Origin of the sequence: Arthrobacter silviterrae, assembly GCF_011045165.1 — a bacterium.
Taxonomy (GTDB): domain Bacteria; phylum Actinomycetota; class Actinomycetes; order Actinomycetales; family Micrococcaceae; genus Specibacter; species Specibacter silviterrae.
Genome location: NZ_JAAKZI010000004.1, coordinates 147,378 through 162,382, shown reverse-complemented (window position 1 = coordinate 162,382; position 15,005 = coordinate 147,378). Strand labels below are relative to the sequence as shown.

Sequence of the window (15,005 nt, the reverse complement as noted above, 5' to 3'; positions counted from 1 at the left end):
CAAATAAGGGTCAGGTGGGCGGCACGTCCGGGTATGTCCCGGATCTGGTTTCGGGGCAAACACAAGCTCCGGGAGGAACTGGGCTCATCGGTGTGGCGGATCGAGAAGTCCGGGAGGTAGGAATGGTGGGGGAGTGGTGCAGTCCAAGTGGTCCTGAACGGCTGCGATGAGATGCCGGTGACATCCGGGCCAAAATCCAGCGACAGTAGGTATTCCGGTAAACATCAGGAATCAAGTCTGATGTGGCGTTGATTTGTCGGCTCCACCAGAGGTCCTTGAGTCGGGCCACACATCTGGTGAGTCAGCCAACTTGAAACGAACCTAGCCGACGCTTCAACGACTTTGAGATTGCGTCACTTTAGATGAGGCAGAATACTGGGCCCCGATACGCGGTTCGGGTGAGTTACTTTCAGGTTGATGGGGAAAAGCGTTATCCGATCCCTCGCAATTCGCCGGCGTGAGCGGGCTGGCTTGCATCAATGATGTCAATGGGTAAATGCGGGAACCTTGCTAAGCTGCGTTCCATGCTCAAACTCGCAGACCCGGCCGCCACGTTTCACAAGTCATGGATAGAAGCAAAAACGGAATGGCCCGACGGCCACCAGGACGGCTCGGGCATCCGCCTTGGCGACCGGTTCGAGACGACTGAGGAGTTCGAGGCCTGGATAGAACGCCTGACTATTCCTGAGGATCCCGCGATGTTGTTCAGCGGGGTGCAAGTTGATACGAGCAGGTTCTGGATAGTAGAGCACGAAACCTACCTCGGAGCGATCGAACTCAGGCACGTTCTAACGCCTTTCATGCTCGAAGCGGTCGGCCACATTGGCTATAGCATTCGGCCAACAGCTCGCGGACGTGGCATCGCTTCCTGGGCCCTCAAAGCTATCCTTCCTCACGCCCGCAGCATTGGACTGACACGGGTACTGCTTACCTTTGATGAACAGAACCTGCCATCTGCCCGAACAATAGAGAAAAACGGCGGCGTCCTTGAAGATGTACGCAGTACCGAAATAGGCGTCAAGCGCAGGTACTGGATCGACCTGTCGGGCTACCCCTGCGATCAAGAAGGCGAAGAATCAAGCCGCAGCGGAAGCATCCGCGCGTAGGCATCTAATTACCTGTGCGTCTGTGGCGCATCAACTAACTTCAAGTTGACATAATGTAGATTATCGGCGCAATCTGCGTCCTGCTGAAAACCACCTGGTTGCCGTCTACTCATAGTCGAATCGAGCCTGCAAGATGATCAGGTCGTCGCCGTCAACCAGGCAGACAAGACGGGGTTCTTCCGCCATGCGCCGTGACCAAGCTCCGGCAAACATGTAGCGCAACGGTTCCGGCTTGCCGATGCCGGTTGCGGGATCACGCAAGGCGTCGTTGATCAAGCAGTTGATTCTCTTGAGCATCGTCCTGTCAGCGCCACGCCTATACTCATAGTCATCCCAGGCATGTGGCGTAAATTCGAGCCTCATTCGGCAAGGTCATGTTCATGGAAATTCCCGGCACTTGCCTGCTGGAGGCTCATCCAGGGTTTCAGTTCTGGGTGCTGCGTTTCGACGTTGAATGGCGGCATGAATATCTTGCAGCCCAATGTCTGTCGCGATCAGAATCGTCTACTGAAAGTTATGCAGTTATCTGACAGAATCCACCAGCGATTCTGACAGATAACCATTCGATTGCCGAGGCCGATCCGGAGTTGGGAGCTCAAACGGTGGATTTGCGTGGAAATTGCGAGTCTCAGCGGATCGTGCGATAAGTTCGGGGCCATGACCGGATCTGTCCAATTGGTCCCCGGATACAGCCATACAGGCTTGACACGGAGCCCTGGTTCCTCCCATTGATAACGTGGCCAGATGTGGGCGTGCAGGAAGGTGTCAGTGTTGCCCAGGATCTCAATATTCACCCGAAGAAAGTCTGGATCCAGATGTGAACATGCAATTTCGACAGCCTCGGCCAAGATGTCCACGCTCGCCAGAAACGCTGCCCGCTCACGCTTGGGCAAGTCCGACAGCCGCTCAACTCCGGGGATATCCGTGATAACCACCGAATATCCAGGCGGCCACTGAACGTCGCCAATCACCGCACCCCGGACTCCATCCGGGCCATCACCGTAGGGTCCTCCCCCGCTATGGCAGAACCAACACGATCATTCTTCCAAGGGTTCACGTTGCCGTTCATGCCCCCACGTACGCTGCCAGGTGCTCCCCCGTCAGCGTCTCCCGGCCAGCCACCAGCTGGGCCGGCGTTCCCTCGAAAACTATCCGGCCGCCGTCGTGCCCGGCGCCGGGGCCCAGGTCGATGATCCAGTCGGCATGGGCCATGACCGCCTGGTGGTGCTCAATGACAATCACCGACTTGCCGGATTCAACCAGCCGGTCCAGCAGGCCCAGGAGGTTCTCGACGTCGGCCAGGTGCAGGCCGGTGGTTGGTTCGTCGAGGATGTACACGCCGCCCTTCTCCCCCAGGTGCGTTGCCAGCTTGATGCGCTGGCGTTCGCCGCCGGACAGCGTGGTCAGCGGCTGGCCCAGGCTGAGGTACCCAAGCCCGACGTCGGACAGGTGGCCCAGGATTTTGTGGGCGGCGGGTATGCGGGACTCCCCCGTGCTGAAAAACTCCTCCGCCTCGGCCACGGACATGGCAAGGACCTCGCTGATGTCCCTGCCGCCGAGCTTGTAGTCCAAAACCGCTGCCTGAAAACGCTTTCCACCGCATTCCTCGCAGGGCGTCGAGACGGTGTCCATGAAGCCCAGCTCGGTGTAAATGACCCCCGCGCCGTTGCAGACGGGGCAGGCGCCCTCGGAATTGGCGCTGAAGAGTGCGGGCTTGACGCCGTTGGCCTTGGCAAACGCCTTGCGGATCGGTTCCAGCAGTCCCGTGTACGTGGCGGGATTGCTCCGCCGCGAGCCCTTGATGCCGGCCTGGTCGATGGTGATGACGCCCTCGCGGCCGGACACGGAGCCGTGGATCAGGGAGCTCTTGCCGGAGCCGGCCACGCCCGTGACAACCGTCAGCACGCCCAGCGGGATGTCAACGCTGACGTCCCTGAGGTTGTTGGCCGTGGCGCCGCGGACCTCCAGGGCCCCGGTGGACTTCCGGGGCGCCTTCTTCAGCGACGCACGGTCGTCCAGGTGCCGGCCCGTCAGGGTTCCGCTTGCACGCAGGCCCTCCACGGTACCCTCGAACATGACCTCCCCGCCCCGGGTGCCGGCCAGCGGGCCCAGGTCGATGACGTGGTCCGCGACGGCAATGGCCTCCGGCTTGTGCTCCACCACCAGGACGGTGTTGCCCTTGTCGCGCAGCTGCAGCAGGAGCTTGTTCATCCGGGCAATGTCGTGCGGGTGAAGGCCGATGGTGGGCTCGTCAAACACGTAGGTGATGTCCGTCAGCGAGGAGCCCAGGTGGCGGATCATCTTGGTCCTTTGCGCCTCACCGCCGGAGAGCGTGCCGGCAGGGCGGTCAAGGCTGAGGTACCCCAGCCCGATGTCCACGAACGAATCCAGCGTGTCCGCCAGCGAGCCCAGCAACGGCGCCACGGACGGCTCATCCAGGCCGCGCACCCAGGCAGCCAGGTCGCTGATCTGCATGGCACACACGTCCGCGATGTTCTTGCCGTTGATCTTCGACGACCGCGCCGGTGCCGCCAGCCGGGTGCCGTCACACTCCGGGCAGGTCTGGAACACCACGGCGCGGTCCACGAACGCCCGGATGTGCGGCTGCATGGCGTCGCGGTCCTTGGACAGCATGGACTTCTGGATCTTCGGGATCAGGCCCTCGTACGTCAGGTTGATGCCCTCGACCTTGATCTTCGTCGGTTCCTTGTGGAGAAGGTCGTTGAGTTCCTTCTTGGTGAACTTGCCCAGCTTCTTGTCCATGTCGAAAAAGCCGGAGCCGGCAAAAATCCGCCCGTACCAGCCGTCCATGCTGTAGCCGGGAATGGTGAGGGCGCCCTCGGAAAGGGACTTCCCGGCGTCGAACAGGGCGGTCAGGTCAAAGTCGCTGACGGCGCCGCGCCCCTCGCAGCGCGGGCACATGCCGCCGGTGATGCTGAAGGTGCGACGCTCCTTGACCGTCTGGCCGCCCTTCTCCAAAGTGACCGCGCCCGCCCCGCTGACCGAGGGAACGTTGAAGGAGTAAGCCTGCGGGGAGCCGATGTGCGGCTGCCCCAGACGGCTGAAGACTATCCGGAGCATGGCGTTGGCATCCGTGGCGGTCCCCACCGTGGACCGGGAATTGGCCCCCATGCGCTCCTGGTCCACCAGTATCGCCGTCGTCAGCCCTTCCAGTACGTCCACATCGGGGCGTGCCAGGGTGGGCATGAATCCCTGGACGAAGGTGCTGTATGTTTCGTTGATCATGCGCTGGGATTCGGCGGCGATGGTGCCGAACACCAGGGAACTCTTGCCCGAGCCGGACACGCCGGTGAACACCGTCAGGCGCCGCTTGGGGATCTCGACGCTGACGTCCTTGAGGTTGTTTACCCGTGCGCCCTGCACGCGGATGGTCTCGTGGCTGTCCGCGATCCGCAGCGCCGCCGGCTGCCCGCCGGTGGTCGTGTCCGTGCTCATCCTGGCTCGATTCTCTTGGCCCGTTGCTTGCTGTCTACCTTATCCGCGATAATGGACGACGGCGGCGCTCACCGGTCCTCCACCACGCCCAGGACATTTCCGTCCAGGTCCGTGACGCCGGCCACCCAGCGGGTGCCGCCGACGTTGTGTGCCGGCTCGGTCACGGTGGCCCCTGCGGCGGTCAGCTCGGCCAGCTTGGCCTCGATGTCCGCCACCTGCCAGTAGGCGACGGGCGACTTCATGGCCTGCGGGCCGCCGTTGGGCACCAGCCCCATCTGCTGGCCCGCCGCGTCAAAGCCGACGTAGTAGGGCGAGTCCGCCTGCGGTTCCATGCCCAGCAGGGCTGAATAGACCTTCTTGGCGGCCTCGAGGTCGCTGACGGGGTGCAGCACAATCTTGATTCCTTCGGTCGGTGAAGCGGCCATGATGACTCCTTGGTTTGGGGGCCTGCGCGGCCCCGGACTTGTTGATGGCTCCAACTTTAGGCGCGCCGCTGCCGGGGAGCTTCTTGAATCCTGCTCGACCTAAACTGGGGCCGTGAACGATCTTCAGCTGTTGGATTCCTACGCCAGACGCGCCCTTGATTACATTGGCCTCTTCGGCTCCATCCGTGCCGTCCACCCGGATGACCTCGCCCTCGTTTCCCACTGGGCCCGTGAGCTCCGGGGTCCGGTGCTGGACGCGGGCTGCGGACCGGGACACTGGGCCGGCCATCTTCATGCCATGGGCGTGGAAGTGTCCGGATTGGACCTGGTGCCGGAATTCATTGAGCACGCGCAGCACACTTTCCCGGACGTCCCCTTTACTGTCGGATCGTTGGCGTCAACAGGCCGGCCGGATGCGTCCTTGGCCGGAATCCTGGCGTGGTACTCGCTGATTCACCTCTCACCTGGCGAGCTGCCGGCTGTTCTAGCGGAGTTCCGGCGGTTGCTGGCCCCCGGCGGCAGCATGCTGCTGGGCTTCTTCGATGCGGACGCCGTTGAACCGTTCGACCACAAGGTGGCCACGGCATATCGATGGCCCGTCGACTCTATGGCGGCACAATTGGCTGAAGCTGGTTTCGAGGAGGCCCGGCGGGCGACCCGGCCCGGAGACGGAAACCGGCCGCACGCCGTGATCATCGCCAAGTTGGCGGGCGCACGGCTCTCATGAGTAGTCCTACACCACCGGAGAATTGGGCGGTGTGGAAGGAGGGCGCCCGTGCCGCCTCGGCAAAGCCCCACCGCCTGTGCAGCGCGATGGACGCGAGGTTGTCTGCATTGACCACATACCAGGCGGTTTCACTGCGCTGCCAGATCCAGTCGAGCCGGGCGTCCGTGAGCGCAGCGGCCACGCCCCGCCGTCGAACCTCCGGGAGCACTGTCACGCCGCCGAGGTAGTGGCCGGCAGGAGCTTCGCCGTCCGGGTAGCCCCAATGGTGCGTCTTGGCCCAGCCGGACATTTCCCCGGCCATGGTTGCAACCACTACCAAGCGCCCGGGATCCGATATGGCGAAAGCGAGAGAATCCGCGGTGTTGGCGGGCCGTCCCGCCTGGTTGTTGATGTTCAGGATGCCTGGGATGTCCGCGTCCGACGCCGGACGGACCGTCACGCGCAGGGGCGCCACTCCCCCAGCCTCGGGGGCAAATTCGGCAAAGGACCGGCTCTCCCGTGCCGGCACGCCCTCGAAACTATTTTTAGTCGAAGCGCACAAAAGTCCTCACCGTACCCCCTCGGAAGTCGCCCGTGTCCCGATAGCCCAGCGCCTCATAGAAGGATTTCTGACCTGGCCCGTCGTCAGTCAGCAACACCTTTTGGCGAACCTGCCGATACGGTTGGAGTGCGCGGGCCACCAATTCGCGGCCAATGCCGAGCCGCTGATAATCGGGGTGAATAAGCACGTCCTGCAGGTAGCATATGGTGGCACCGTCGGAGATGACACGGGCGAGGCCCACCAGGCGGCCAGCCGCCCTGGCCAAAACGACGGTGGTCGAGCCGCGGAGTGCCGCTACCAGCGTCTGTGGCTCTTTCGTATAAGCCGACCAGCCGACCGAGCCGTACAGCTCCAGCAACTCCGCCAAGTCAGGCGTTGCCCCAGAGTCATATGCGAGAGCGGGCACGTCCTCCTTCATTTCTCATCCATCCTTAATGCAGCCAGGAACCGGGCGTCGCGAACGTACACGTCGGCGTCGTCGTCCAGTTCCGGCTTGCCGAGCTCAAGGGCCTTCTCGCGCGACAGGTCCGCCAGGTCCCACAACCTGATGACTGCCAGGCGGAGCACGTCGTCCCAGGTGGCGTCGGAGCCGTAGGCATCCAACATGACCTGGACACGCTTCCGGGCCTGGCCCATCCCGGGCGCTCCGGGCATGGGCTCCTGCGTCAATGGCACGGCGCGGGTGGCGAAATAGGCCAGGTCCCACAGACGCGGGCCGGGGGAACACATGTCAAAATCGATGGCGCCCACCACCCGACCATTGGCGAAGGCCAGGTTGTGCGGGGCAAAGTCGTTGTGGCAGATGACTTCAGCCGGCACCTTCGCCGGCGACTGCCACACCGCGTTGTCCAGGCCGAAGCCAACACTGGCGTCGTGCAGCTCACGGAGCCGGCGGGCGCCGTCGGCCAGCACGTGCTCCTCCCACACCCAGTCCGGAAGCGGATACAGCGGCACCTCTCCCCCCACGAAGGTCAGGCGCTCCCGCGTGCCTTCAATGCCGAGCGGCTGAGGGATCCAGTCCACGCCGGCCCGGACAAGGTAACGCAAATAGCGGTGCACCGTGGGCGTCCATGGCCCGGCATGCCGGGTCACGGTGTCGCCGTCGCGCTCCACGGCGTTCATGTTGCCGCCCGGCAGCAGTTCAGTCATGCTGGCCCCTGGTTCAGATTTATGGCGGATGGCGAGATGGACTATGGATCCCGATATATCGACCTCCAAAGGCCGTTTCGGCATCCTGCGCCCGGACAGGCTCGCCCGGCAGTGCTGACTGGCCCTCCCGGGCTATGAATCCGCGGCCGGGTTTTTGGCTACAAACAGTTCGCAGGTGGCGTTGTAGTACTTCTTGGACAAGCCCTTGGCCTTCATGCCGATGCGAAGGCACACATTTTGGGATGCTTCATTGGCGGGATTGGTGACAGCCACCACCCGCTCCAGCCCGTGGGCGAAGGCGTGCTCCAGCACAGCCTCGGCAGCCTCGGAAGCGAAGCCGCTCCCCCAGTAGTCGGGGTGCAGGTGCCAGCCGATTTCGACGTCGCCGGACGGCTTGAGCGGTTCGTCGCCTGAGGCCGGGATCGGCTTGAGGAGCAATGTTCCCACCGGCGCGCCGTCCTCCTTCCGGGTGACGGCCCAGATGCCGTGCACGGGGTGGTCGATGGCCTGGAATCGAGCCAGGCGTTCCTCCGCCTCGCTGCGGCTTTCCATGACCCTCGGCTCGTTGCCGATGAAGCGCTGCACCACCCAGCGGGAGTACAGGTCATAGACAAAATCAACGTCAGAGTCGTGCCATGGACGCAGTAAAAGTCGTTCCGTAGTTATGTTCTCCATCTATCCATCATGCACGGTGTGCACCCCTTCCAGCTTGTGTTCCAGCTTCCGTTTGCATAACAAAGTGTTCCGGGGCAACCATTGGCCGCGGGAATTCCACGCCGCGGCTGGCACCCTATTGGGCGTCCAAAAGCTGGCGCAGCACGTACTGCAGGATTCCCCCGTTGGTGTAGTACGCCTCCTCCGCTGGGGTGTCGATCCGCAGGGTGGTGGCAATGTCCCGCGTGCCGCCGTCGGACTCGATGCGGACCGTGACCTCGCGCGGCAGCGGGCTGGTGCCTGCCAGCCCGACCACCGAGTAGCTTTCCATGCCGGTCAGTCCCAGCGATTCGGCCGTGTCCCCGTCCTTGAACTGGAGGGGCAGGACACCCATGCCGATCAGGTTGGACCTGTGGATGCGCTCGAAGGACGCTGCGATGACGGCCTTGACACCCAGCAGCATGGTTCCCTTCGCGGCCCAGTCGCGGGAGGACCCTGAACCGTAGTCCGTCCCGGCGATGACCACCAGGGGCGTGCCCTCGGCCTGGTAGGCGTTGGAGGCGTCGAAGATGGTCTCCACCGGGCCGTCGGCGGAGCGCCTGGTGAAGCCGCCCTCGACGCCGGGCACCAGCAAGTTGCGCAGCCGGATGTTGGCGAAGGTGCCGCGGATCATCACATTGTGGTTGCCGCGCCGGGAGCCGTAGGAGTTGAAGTCGGCCTGCGCCACCCCAATTTCGAGCAGGTAGGCACCGGCAGGTGAGGACTTCTTGATGCTGCCGGCCGGGGAAATGTGGTCGGTTGTCACGGAATCCCCCAGCAGGGCCAGCACCCGGGCGCCCACAATGTCCTGTACGGGTTCCGATTCACGGGCCATGCCATCGAAGTACGGGGGCTTGCGGACATAGCTGGACTCCTCGGACCAGGCAAACATGTCCCCCTCCGGCACGTGCATGCCGCGCCAATTGTCGTCGCCGTGATAGACGTCCGCGTATCCGTCCGTGAACATTTGCGCCTCGAGGCTGGCGTTGACCACTGCCTTGATTTCCGCCGTCGTCGGCCAGATGTCCTTGAGGTAGACAGGCTGGCCGTCCGAGTCGGTGCCCAGCGGGTCCTTCAGCAGGTCCACGTGCATGCTGCCGGCCAGGGCGTAGGCAATGACCAGGGGCGGGGAGGCAAGGAAGTTCATTTTCACTTCGGGGTGGATGCGCCCTTCAAAGTTGCGGTTTCCGGAGAGGACCGCCGAGACGTTGAGGTCGTTTGCGGTGACGGCCTGGCTGATCGCGGGGATGAGTGGGCCGGAGTTGCCGATGCAGGTGGTGCAGCCGTAGCCCACCAGGTCGAAACCGAGCTTTTCCAGGTACGGGGTGAGCCCGGCGCGGTCAAAATAGTCGGTGACGACGCGGGAGCCCGGCGCCAGGGTGGTCTTGACCCAGGGCTTGCTGGAGAGCCCGCGCTCCACGGCCTTCTTGGCCAGCAGCCCGGCCCCGATCATGACTGACGGATTGGAGGTGTTGGTGCAGGAGGTGATGGCGGCAATGACCACGTCGCCATGGTCCATGGTGACGGATTGCCCGTCCAGCATCACTTGGGCTGGATTGCTGGGCCATTCAAGTTCGACGCCGTCGTCCCCGGCTGAGTCCTGGAAGGTGCGCGGCGGCTCGTCGCGGGGAATCCGGGAGCTGATGGCCACCGGGTCGCTCGCAGGGAACGACTCATCGCCGGCGTCGTCCAGGCCTCCGGCCAGCACGGCAACCTCCTGGGATTCTCCGGCCAACAGCCCGCGAACGGCCCGCTTGGCGCTGCGCAGCGGAATCCTGTCCTGGGGGCGCTTGGGGCCGGCGATGGAGGTTTCCACGGTGGCCAGGTCCAATTCCACCACCTGGCTGTAATCCGGCGTGTGGTTCGGATCGTGCCACATTCCTTGTTCCTTCGCGTATGCCTCAACGAGCTTGATCTGGTGCTCGCTGCGCCCTGTCAGCCGCAGGTAGTCCAAGGTCTCGGCATCGATGGGGAAGATGGCGCAGGTGGAGCCGTACTCCGGGCTCATGTTGCCCAGGGTGGCGCGGTTGGCGAGGGGCACGTTTGCCACGCCCGGGCCAAAGAAGTCAACGAACTTGCCCACGACACGGGTTTTGCGGAGCAGTTCCGCCACGGTGAGCACCAGGTCGGTGGCGGTGGTGCCCTCGGGCAGCTCGCCGGTCAGCTTGAAACCCACCACTTGGGGGACCAGCATGCTCATGGGCTGGCCCAGCATGGCGGCCTCCGCCTCGATGCCGCCCACGCCCCAGCCCAGCACGCCCAGGCCGTTGACCATGGGCGTGTGCGAGTCCGTGCCCACCAGGGTGTCCGGATAGGCCTGCACGACGCCGTCGTGCTCGCGGGTGAAGACCACCCGGGCCAGGTATTCGAGATTGACCTGGTGGCAGATCCCCGTATCCGGCGGCACCACCAGGAAATCGTTGAACGACTGCTGCGCCCACCGCAGCAACTGGTAGCGCTCCTGGTTGCGCTGGAACTCAAACTCGGAGTTGATGGAAAATGCGCCAGGGACGTTGAACACGTCGGCAATGACGGAGTGGTCAATGACCAGCTCGCCCGGAATCAGCGGATTGATCTTCTTCGGGTCGCCGCCCAGCTCCGACATGGCGTCCCGCATGGCCACCAGGTCCACCACGCATGGGACGCCGGTGAAGTCCTGCATGAGCACCCGCGCCGGGGTGTACTGGATTTCCGCATTGGCCTCCGCAGCCGGGTCCCAGCTGCCCACAGCGCGGACCTGCTCGGCGGTGACCAGCCTTCCGTCCTCATTGCGGAGCAGGTTTTCCAACAGGACCTTCAGGCTGTAGGGCAGCCGGGCCGAACCTTCAACGGCATCCAGCCGGAAGATTTCATAAGCCTGGCCGTCGACGGTGAGTTCACTACGTGCATCGAAACTGTTGGAAGACATGTCGGTCCCTTTTCTCAGCTGCCCTTTTAGCCCACACTAGCCAGAACAAAATGTTTGGCAAGGGCGTGGCAGGGTCCCCTAAGTACGCAATGCCCGCGGGCCCTTGGCACAATGGGTGCAAATACTCGAACAACGGAGGGCAACCCATGGACATGGACCGCATACGGGATGAATGGAAGGGCCGCCCACACGCCAGGCTGCAGCCGGGGACTTCCCGTGGGTAGCCCCGCAGCGGGCAAGGTCCTGTTTACCGACACGCACGTGAGGGAAATGGTGGCCGCGGTCCTTGAATCGGAGTCCCTGCCGCCCATCGTGCAGGCCGGTCACCCCGTCCTGCGCGCCCAGGCTGTGCCGTTCACCGGCCAGATTGTCGACGCAGACCTGGCCCGGCTCATCGAACTTATGCGCGCCACCATGCACGCCGCCCCAGGCGTAGGGCTGGCGGCGCCACAGATCGGCATCCCCCTCCAGCTGGCCGTGCTCGAGGACCTGTACGATGTCCCGGCCGAAAACGCCGCCGCCCGCAGCCGTGAACCCATGGAATTTTTCGCCATCCTCAACCCGCACTACACACCCGTCGGGGCGGAGACGGCCTCCCACTACGAAGGCTGCCTCTCGGTGCGGGGCTGGCAGGCCGTGGTGGACCGGGCGGCGACCATTGACCTGGCGTTCGACGACGAGACCGGCTCCGCGCGCACGCGCCGCTTGGGCGGGTGGCAGGCAAGAATAGCCCAGCACGAAACCGACCACCTCTCCGGCACGGTGTACCTGGACAAGGCCCACACCCGCTCCCTGGCCTCCGACGCCGAATACGCCGCGTACTGGGCACGCCCCGGAATTGCGGAGGCGCAGGCGGTGTTGAACTTTTAGCCCTCGGTTCCGCCCCGCCTAGGATGGAGGCATGGAACCCAGCGCCGTCGACGCCCTGCTCTGCCCCGTGTGTGGGCTCGAATTCATGGAACCCCTGCCCGGGGAAACTGCCCTCAAATGCATTGATGGCCACAGCTTTGACATCGCACGCCAAGGCTACGTCAACCTGCTCACCGGGAACGGCACCAAGTTCTCCCAAGACACCGCGGACATGGTGGCCGCCCGGGATGCCTTCCTTGACGCCGGCCACTACCGGCCGCTGGCGGAAGTACTTGCAGCCATCGTGGGCAGCGCGCTCGCGGCCAGTGCCGCGCACTCCCCCGGAACGACCCCCTTGCTGCTGGACGCCGGCACCGGAACGGGATGGTACCTGCAGCAAGTCCGGGAATCTATTCCGGTACAGGGCGCGGACACTTTTGCCGCCGTCGGCCTGGACATCTCAAAGTTTGCCTTGCGCCGCGCGGCCCGGCGCAACCCGGAAGCCGCCAACTTGGTCTGGGACCTGTGGCAGCCGCTGCCGGTGGAGGCGGGGCGGGCGGACGCCGTGTTGGTTGTCTTCGCCCCCCGCAACGCGTCTGAATTTGCCCGCGTTCTCCGTCCGGAGGGGCGCCTGGTGGTGGTGACACCCAGGCCGGGGCACCTTTTCGAGATTGCGCAGGAGGCCGGGATGCTGGGGATCCAAGCGGAAAAAGAGGCCAACCTGGTTGAATCACTGGCCGGATACTTTGCCCTGGAGTCCGCCACGCCCGTGACCATCCCGCTCCTGCTGGCTCCTGCGGATGTCCGCAACGTGGCCCTGATGGGACCGGCCGGGCATCATGCCGCTGCCCGAGAGCTGGCCGGCACACTGGCGGGACTGCCTGAGTCCACCCGGGCCACCGCCGAATTCACCATCTCCACCTTCCGCCCCCGTTGAGGTTGGAGATAACCACCGATCCTAGGCGTGGTTATCTCCAACCTCAACGGGTGGGGGCGTGGTTATCTCCAACCTCAACGGGTGGGGGCGTGGGTGGCGGCCTGGTCGGACGCGCCTGCCTTCAAGTTCCGGCTGTGCAGATCCACGTGCAGCCACCTCAGGGTCAGCTGTGTGAGGGGACCCACGAACAGGGCAAACGCCGCCGTGCCCGCACCGACCACGCCGCCCATGAAGAAGCCAACCACCACCACTGACAGTTCCAGGCTGGTGCGGATCATCCACACGGGCTTGCCTGACACGCGGACCAGCCCGGTCATGAGGCCGTCGCGAGGGCCGGGGCCCAGTCCGGCACCAATGTAAAGGGCTGTGGCAAACGCCAGGATGAATAGCCCGGCAATGAACAGGCCGGCCTGGAGGACCAGGTGGTCTGCCTGGGGAATGACAGCCAGCCCCATGTCGGCAAAGATGCCAATGAGGATGGCATTGGCAATGGTGCCGAAGCCCGGCATTTGCTTGAGGGGAATCCAAAACAAAAGCACGATTCCACTGATGATGATGGTGCACCAGCCAAATGAGATCCCTGTGGTGCGCGACGCCCCCTGGGCAAACACGTCCCACGGCGAGGCCCCGATGTTGCCGCGGATCATGAGCGCCATGGCCGTGCCATAGAGGGCCAGGCCCACCAGCAGCCTCAGTAGGCGGACGGGAAGAAATTGGGTCGTGAAGAAACGGTGCATGAGTCAAGTCTAGGGAAACTGGCCTTATGCAGTAGTGCCAATTCGTCTAAGGTGGCTTTATGAACACTTTCGTCACCGGACGGCGACTGGCCCGCGAACTGGGTGAATGGCGGCAGGCGGGGCCGGCCTACCGGGCCCTGGCTGACAGGATCCGCGTACTGCTCATGGACGGCCGGCTTTCCAGCGGGGCCAGGCTGCCGGCTGAACGTGAACTCAGCAACGCCCTGGCCCTCAGCCGCACCACTGTGGCTGCCGCGTACTCAAAACTGCGCGACGACGGATACCTCGCCAGTGTCCGCGGCTCCGGCAGCACCCTGATCCTGCCCGGCCGCCAACGCGGCGAGCACGCCCTCAACAGTGGGCTGCCGCTGGACTTCACGAAGGCCACGGCACCCGCCTGGCCCGGGCTGGCTGCCGCCTTCACTGCAGCCGCAGAGGAAATTCCCGCCTATCTCAGCCACGACGGCTTCGACATGGTGGGTCTCCCCGACCTGCGTGAGGCCATCGCGCAAAGCTACCGGGACCGCGGCGTTCCCACCTCCGCCGACCAGGTCCTGGTGACGATTGGCGCCCAGCATGCACTGAACCTGGTCGCCCGGACGCTGTACTCCCCCGGTGAGCGGATCATGGTGGAACAGCCCACCTACCCCCATGCCCTGGACACCTTCAATTCGCTCGGTGCCCGGATCGTTGCCTTCCCTGTCCGGCAGGACGGCGGCTGGGACCTGCCGGAGGCGCTGCTGCAAATCCGCAGGACGGCCCCCAGCATGGCGTTCCTGATGCCCGACTTCCACAATCCCACGGGCATGAGCATGCCCGCCCACGAACGTGAGTACCTGGCCGCCGCGGCCCAGCGCGAAGGGACGGTGCTGGTGGTCGATGAGACAACGGCACCGCTTGACATCGACCGCGGCCCCATGCCCGCCATGGCCAGTTTCAGCCCCCACGTGGTGACGCTCGGTTCGCTGGGCAAGCTGGCCTGGGGCGGTCTCCGCATCGGCTGGATCCGGGCCAGCCGCGAAGTCCTCGCCAGGCTCCTGCGCAACCGGCCGTCGTCGGACTTGGGAACGCCCTTGTTTGAACAACTGGTGGCCACCCAGCTTTTGCGGGACCTGCCCCTCCTGGCCGCCAGCCGCAGCAAGGCCCTGCGGCATGGCCGGGACCTGCTGGTGGGGCTGCTGGCGGAACAGCTTCCAGAGTGGGACGTGGCCGTGCCCGACGGCGGCATGTCGCTGTGGATCAACACCGGTTCGATCTCCACTTCGGCGTTGTCGCTGGCCGCCCGCAGCGAGGGGCTGGGCCTGGTGCCCGGGCCGCGCTTTGGCCTGGACGGGGCGTTTGAGAGATTCCTGCGGCTGCCCTTCAGCTACGGTGACGCCGAACTGCGCGACGGCGTTGACATCCTCGCCCGCATCAGCTCCAGTGTGGGCGCCGAGCCCTTGCGCATCCCCCTGCAGGCGGTTATCTAACGGGCTAT

14 protein-coding genes are annotated in these 15,005 nt (G+C 64.4%); 5 read left to right on the top strand and 9 right to left on the bottom strand.

Features of this window, described 5'->3' with window-relative positions:
- The first annotated feature begins 524 nt into the window (after nucleotides 1-524).
- The gene (locus G6N77_RS04315) at nucleotides 525-1,106 is read left to right on the top strand and encodes a GNAT family N-acetyltransferase (protein ID WP_165180775.1); all 582 of its coding nucleotides are present in this window, start codon (nucleotides 525-527) and stop codon (nucleotides 1,104-1,106) included.
- Nucleotides 1,107-1,211: 105 nt separating this feature from the next.
- Here G6N77_RS04315 and G6N77_RS04310 read toward each other — a convergent pair whose 3' ends face one another.
- The 3 genes from G6N77_RS04310 to G6N77_RS04295 all read right to left on the bottom strand — a co-directional run bounded on the left by G6N77_RS04310 (nucleotide 1,212) and on the right by G6N77_RS04295 (nucleotide 4,987).
- A complete protein-coding gene (locus G6N77_RS04310; protein ID WP_165180774.1) occupies nucleotides 1,212-1,469 on the bottom strand; it encodes a Txe/YoeB family addiction module toxin in 258 nt (85 codons plus the stop codon).
- A gap of 702 nt (nucleotides 1,470-2,171) precedes the next feature.
- Nucleotides 2,172-4,562, bottom strand: a complete 2,391-nt coding sequence (locus tag G6N77_RS04300; protein ID WP_165180773.1) for an ATP-binding cassette domain-containing protein — start codon at nucleotides 4,560-4,562, stop codon at nucleotides 2,172-2,174.
- A gap of 68 nt (nucleotides 4,563-4,630) precedes the next feature.
- A complete protein-coding gene (locus tag G6N77_RS04295; RefSeq protein WP_165180772.1) occupies nucleotides 4,631-4,987 on the bottom strand; it encodes a VOC family protein in 357 nt (118 codons plus the stop codon).
- Between the two features lie 112 nt (nucleotides 4,988-5,099).
- Between G6N77_RS04295 and G6N77_RS04290 the strand changes: the two genes are divergently transcribed.
- Entirely contained in the window at nucleotides 5,100-5,714 is a 615-nt protein-coding gene (locus G6N77_RS04290) for a class I SAM-dependent methyltransferase (protein WP_165180771.1), read from the top strand.
- On the opposite strand, the gene G6N77_RS04285 is transcribed toward G6N77_RS04290, so the two are convergent.
- From G6N77_RS04285 to acnA, 5 genes are all read right to left on the bottom strand, one after another.
- Nucleotides 5,680-6,222: a GNAT family N-acetyltransferase gene (locus G6N77_RS04285; protein ID WP_306986629.1), complete on the bottom strand. Its 543-nt coding sequence runs from the start codon at nucleotides 6,220-6,222 to the stop codon at nucleotides 5,680-5,682. The two genes, G6N77_RS04290 and G6N77_RS04285, sit on opposite strands and share 35 nt — an antisense overlap.
- Before the next feature lie 16 nt (nucleotides 6,223-6,238).
- Nucleotides 6,239-6,673: a GNAT family N-acetyltransferase gene (locus G6N77_RS04280; RefSeq protein WP_165180770.1), complete on the bottom strand. Its 435-nt coding sequence runs from the start codon at nucleotides 6,671-6,673 to the stop codon at nucleotides 6,239-6,241.
- Nucleotides 6,670-7,404 carry an aminoglycoside phosphotransferase family protein gene (locus G6N77_RS04275; protein WP_165180769.1) on the bottom strand — a complete coding sequence of 245 codons (735 nt, stop codon included), beginning with the start codon at nucleotides 7,402-7,404 and terminating at the stop codon, nucleotides 6,670-6,672. The genes G6N77_RS04280 and G6N77_RS04275 overlap by 4 nt, the downstream gene beginning before the upstream one ends.
- Before the next feature lie 132 nt (nucleotides 7,405-7,536).
- Complete coding sequence (locus tag G6N77_RS04270; protein WP_165180768.1) at nucleotides 7,537-8,079, bottom strand: GNAT family N-acetyltransferase; 543 nt, start codon at nucleotides 8,077-8,079, stop codon at nucleotides 7,537-7,539.
- 115 nt (nucleotides 8,080-8,194) lie between these two features.
- Entirely contained in the window at nucleotides 8,195-11,005 is a 2,811-nt protein-coding gene (acnA, locus tag G6N77_RS04265) for an aconitate hydratase (protein WP_165180767.1), read from the bottom strand.
- A gap of 216 nt (nucleotides 11,006-11,221) precedes the next feature.
- Here acnA and G6N77_RS04260 point away from each other — a divergent pair, with 216 nt between their 5' ends.
- Entirely contained in the window at nucleotides 11,222-11,875 is a 654-nt protein-coding gene (locus G6N77_RS04260; protein ID WP_370875200.1) for a peptide deformylase, read from the top strand.
- A 31-nt stretch (nucleotides 11,876-11,906) separates the two neighbouring features.
- Nucleotides 11,907-12,791, top strand: a complete 885-nt coding sequence (locus tag G6N77_RS04255; protein ID WP_165180765.1) for a putative RNA methyltransferase — start codon at nucleotides 11,907-11,909, stop codon at nucleotides 12,789-12,791.
- 74 nt (nucleotides 12,792-12,865) lie between these two features.
- Here the strand turns inward: G6N77_RS04255 and yczE are convergent, their stop codons facing one another.
- Nucleotides 12,866-13,528: a membrane protein YczE gene (gene yczE, locus G6N77_RS04250; protein ID WP_205677972.1), complete on the bottom strand. Its 663-nt coding sequence runs from the start codon at nucleotides 13,526-13,528 to the stop codon at nucleotides 12,866-12,868.
- 59 nt (nucleotides 13,529-13,587) lie between these two features.
- Here yczE and yczR point away from each other — a divergent pair, with 59 nt between their 5' ends.
- Nucleotides 13,588-14,997 (top strand): MocR-like transcription factor YczR, encoded by a 1,410-nt coding sequence (yczR, locus tag G6N77_RS04245; RefSeq protein ID WP_165180764.1) that lies wholly within the window; start codon nucleotides 13,588-13,590, stop codon nucleotides 14,995-14,997.
- Nucleotides 14,998-15,005 lie beyond the last annotated feature (8 nt).

Excerpts from the sequence above, each read along its gene's own strand:
- G6N77_RS04300 (WP_165180773.1), bottom strand. The coding sequence starts at position 4,562 with ATGAGCACGGACACGACCACCGGCGGGCAGCCGGCGGCGCTGCGGATC.
- G6N77_RS04270 (WP_165180768.1), bottom strand. The coding sequence starts at position 8,079 with ATGGAGAACATAACTACGGAACGACTTTTACTGCGTCCATGGCACGAC.
- G6N77_RS04275 (WP_165180769.1), bottom strand. The coding sequence starts at position 7,404 with ATGACTGAACTGCTGCCGGGCGGCAACATGAACGCCGTGGAGCGCGAC.
- yczE (WP_205677972.1), bottom strand. The coding sequence starts at position 13,528 with ATGCACCGTTTCTTCACGACCCAATTTCTTCCCGTCCGCCTACTGAGG.
- G6N77_RS04315 (WP_165180775.1), top strand. The coding sequence starts at position 525 with ATGCTCAAACTCGCAGACCCGGCCGCCACGTTTCACAAGTCATGGATA.
- yczR (WP_165180764.1), top strand. The coding sequence starts at position 13,588 with ATGAACACTTTCGTCACCGGACGGCGACTGGCCCGCGAACTGGGTGAA.
- G6N77_RS04280 (WP_165180770.1), bottom strand. The coding sequence starts at position 6,673 with ATGAAGGAGGACGTGCCCGCTCTCGCATATGACTCTGGGGCAACGCCT.
- G6N77_RS04310 (WP_165180774.1), bottom strand. The coding sequence starts at position 1,469 with ATGAGGCTCGAATTTACGCCACATGCCTGGGATGACTATGAGTATAGG.
- acnA (WP_165180767.1), bottom strand. The coding sequence starts at position 11,005 with ATGTCTTCCAACAGTTTCGATGCACGTAGTGAACTCACCGTCGACGGC.
- G6N77_RS04255 (WP_165180765.1), top strand. The coding sequence starts at position 11,907 with ATGGAACCCAGCGCCGTCGACGCCCTGCTCTGCCCCGTGTGTGGGCTC.
- G6N77_RS04295 (WP_165180772.1), bottom strand. The coding sequence starts at position 4,987 with ATGGCCGCTTCACCGACCGAAGGAATCAAGATTGTGCTGCACCCCGTC.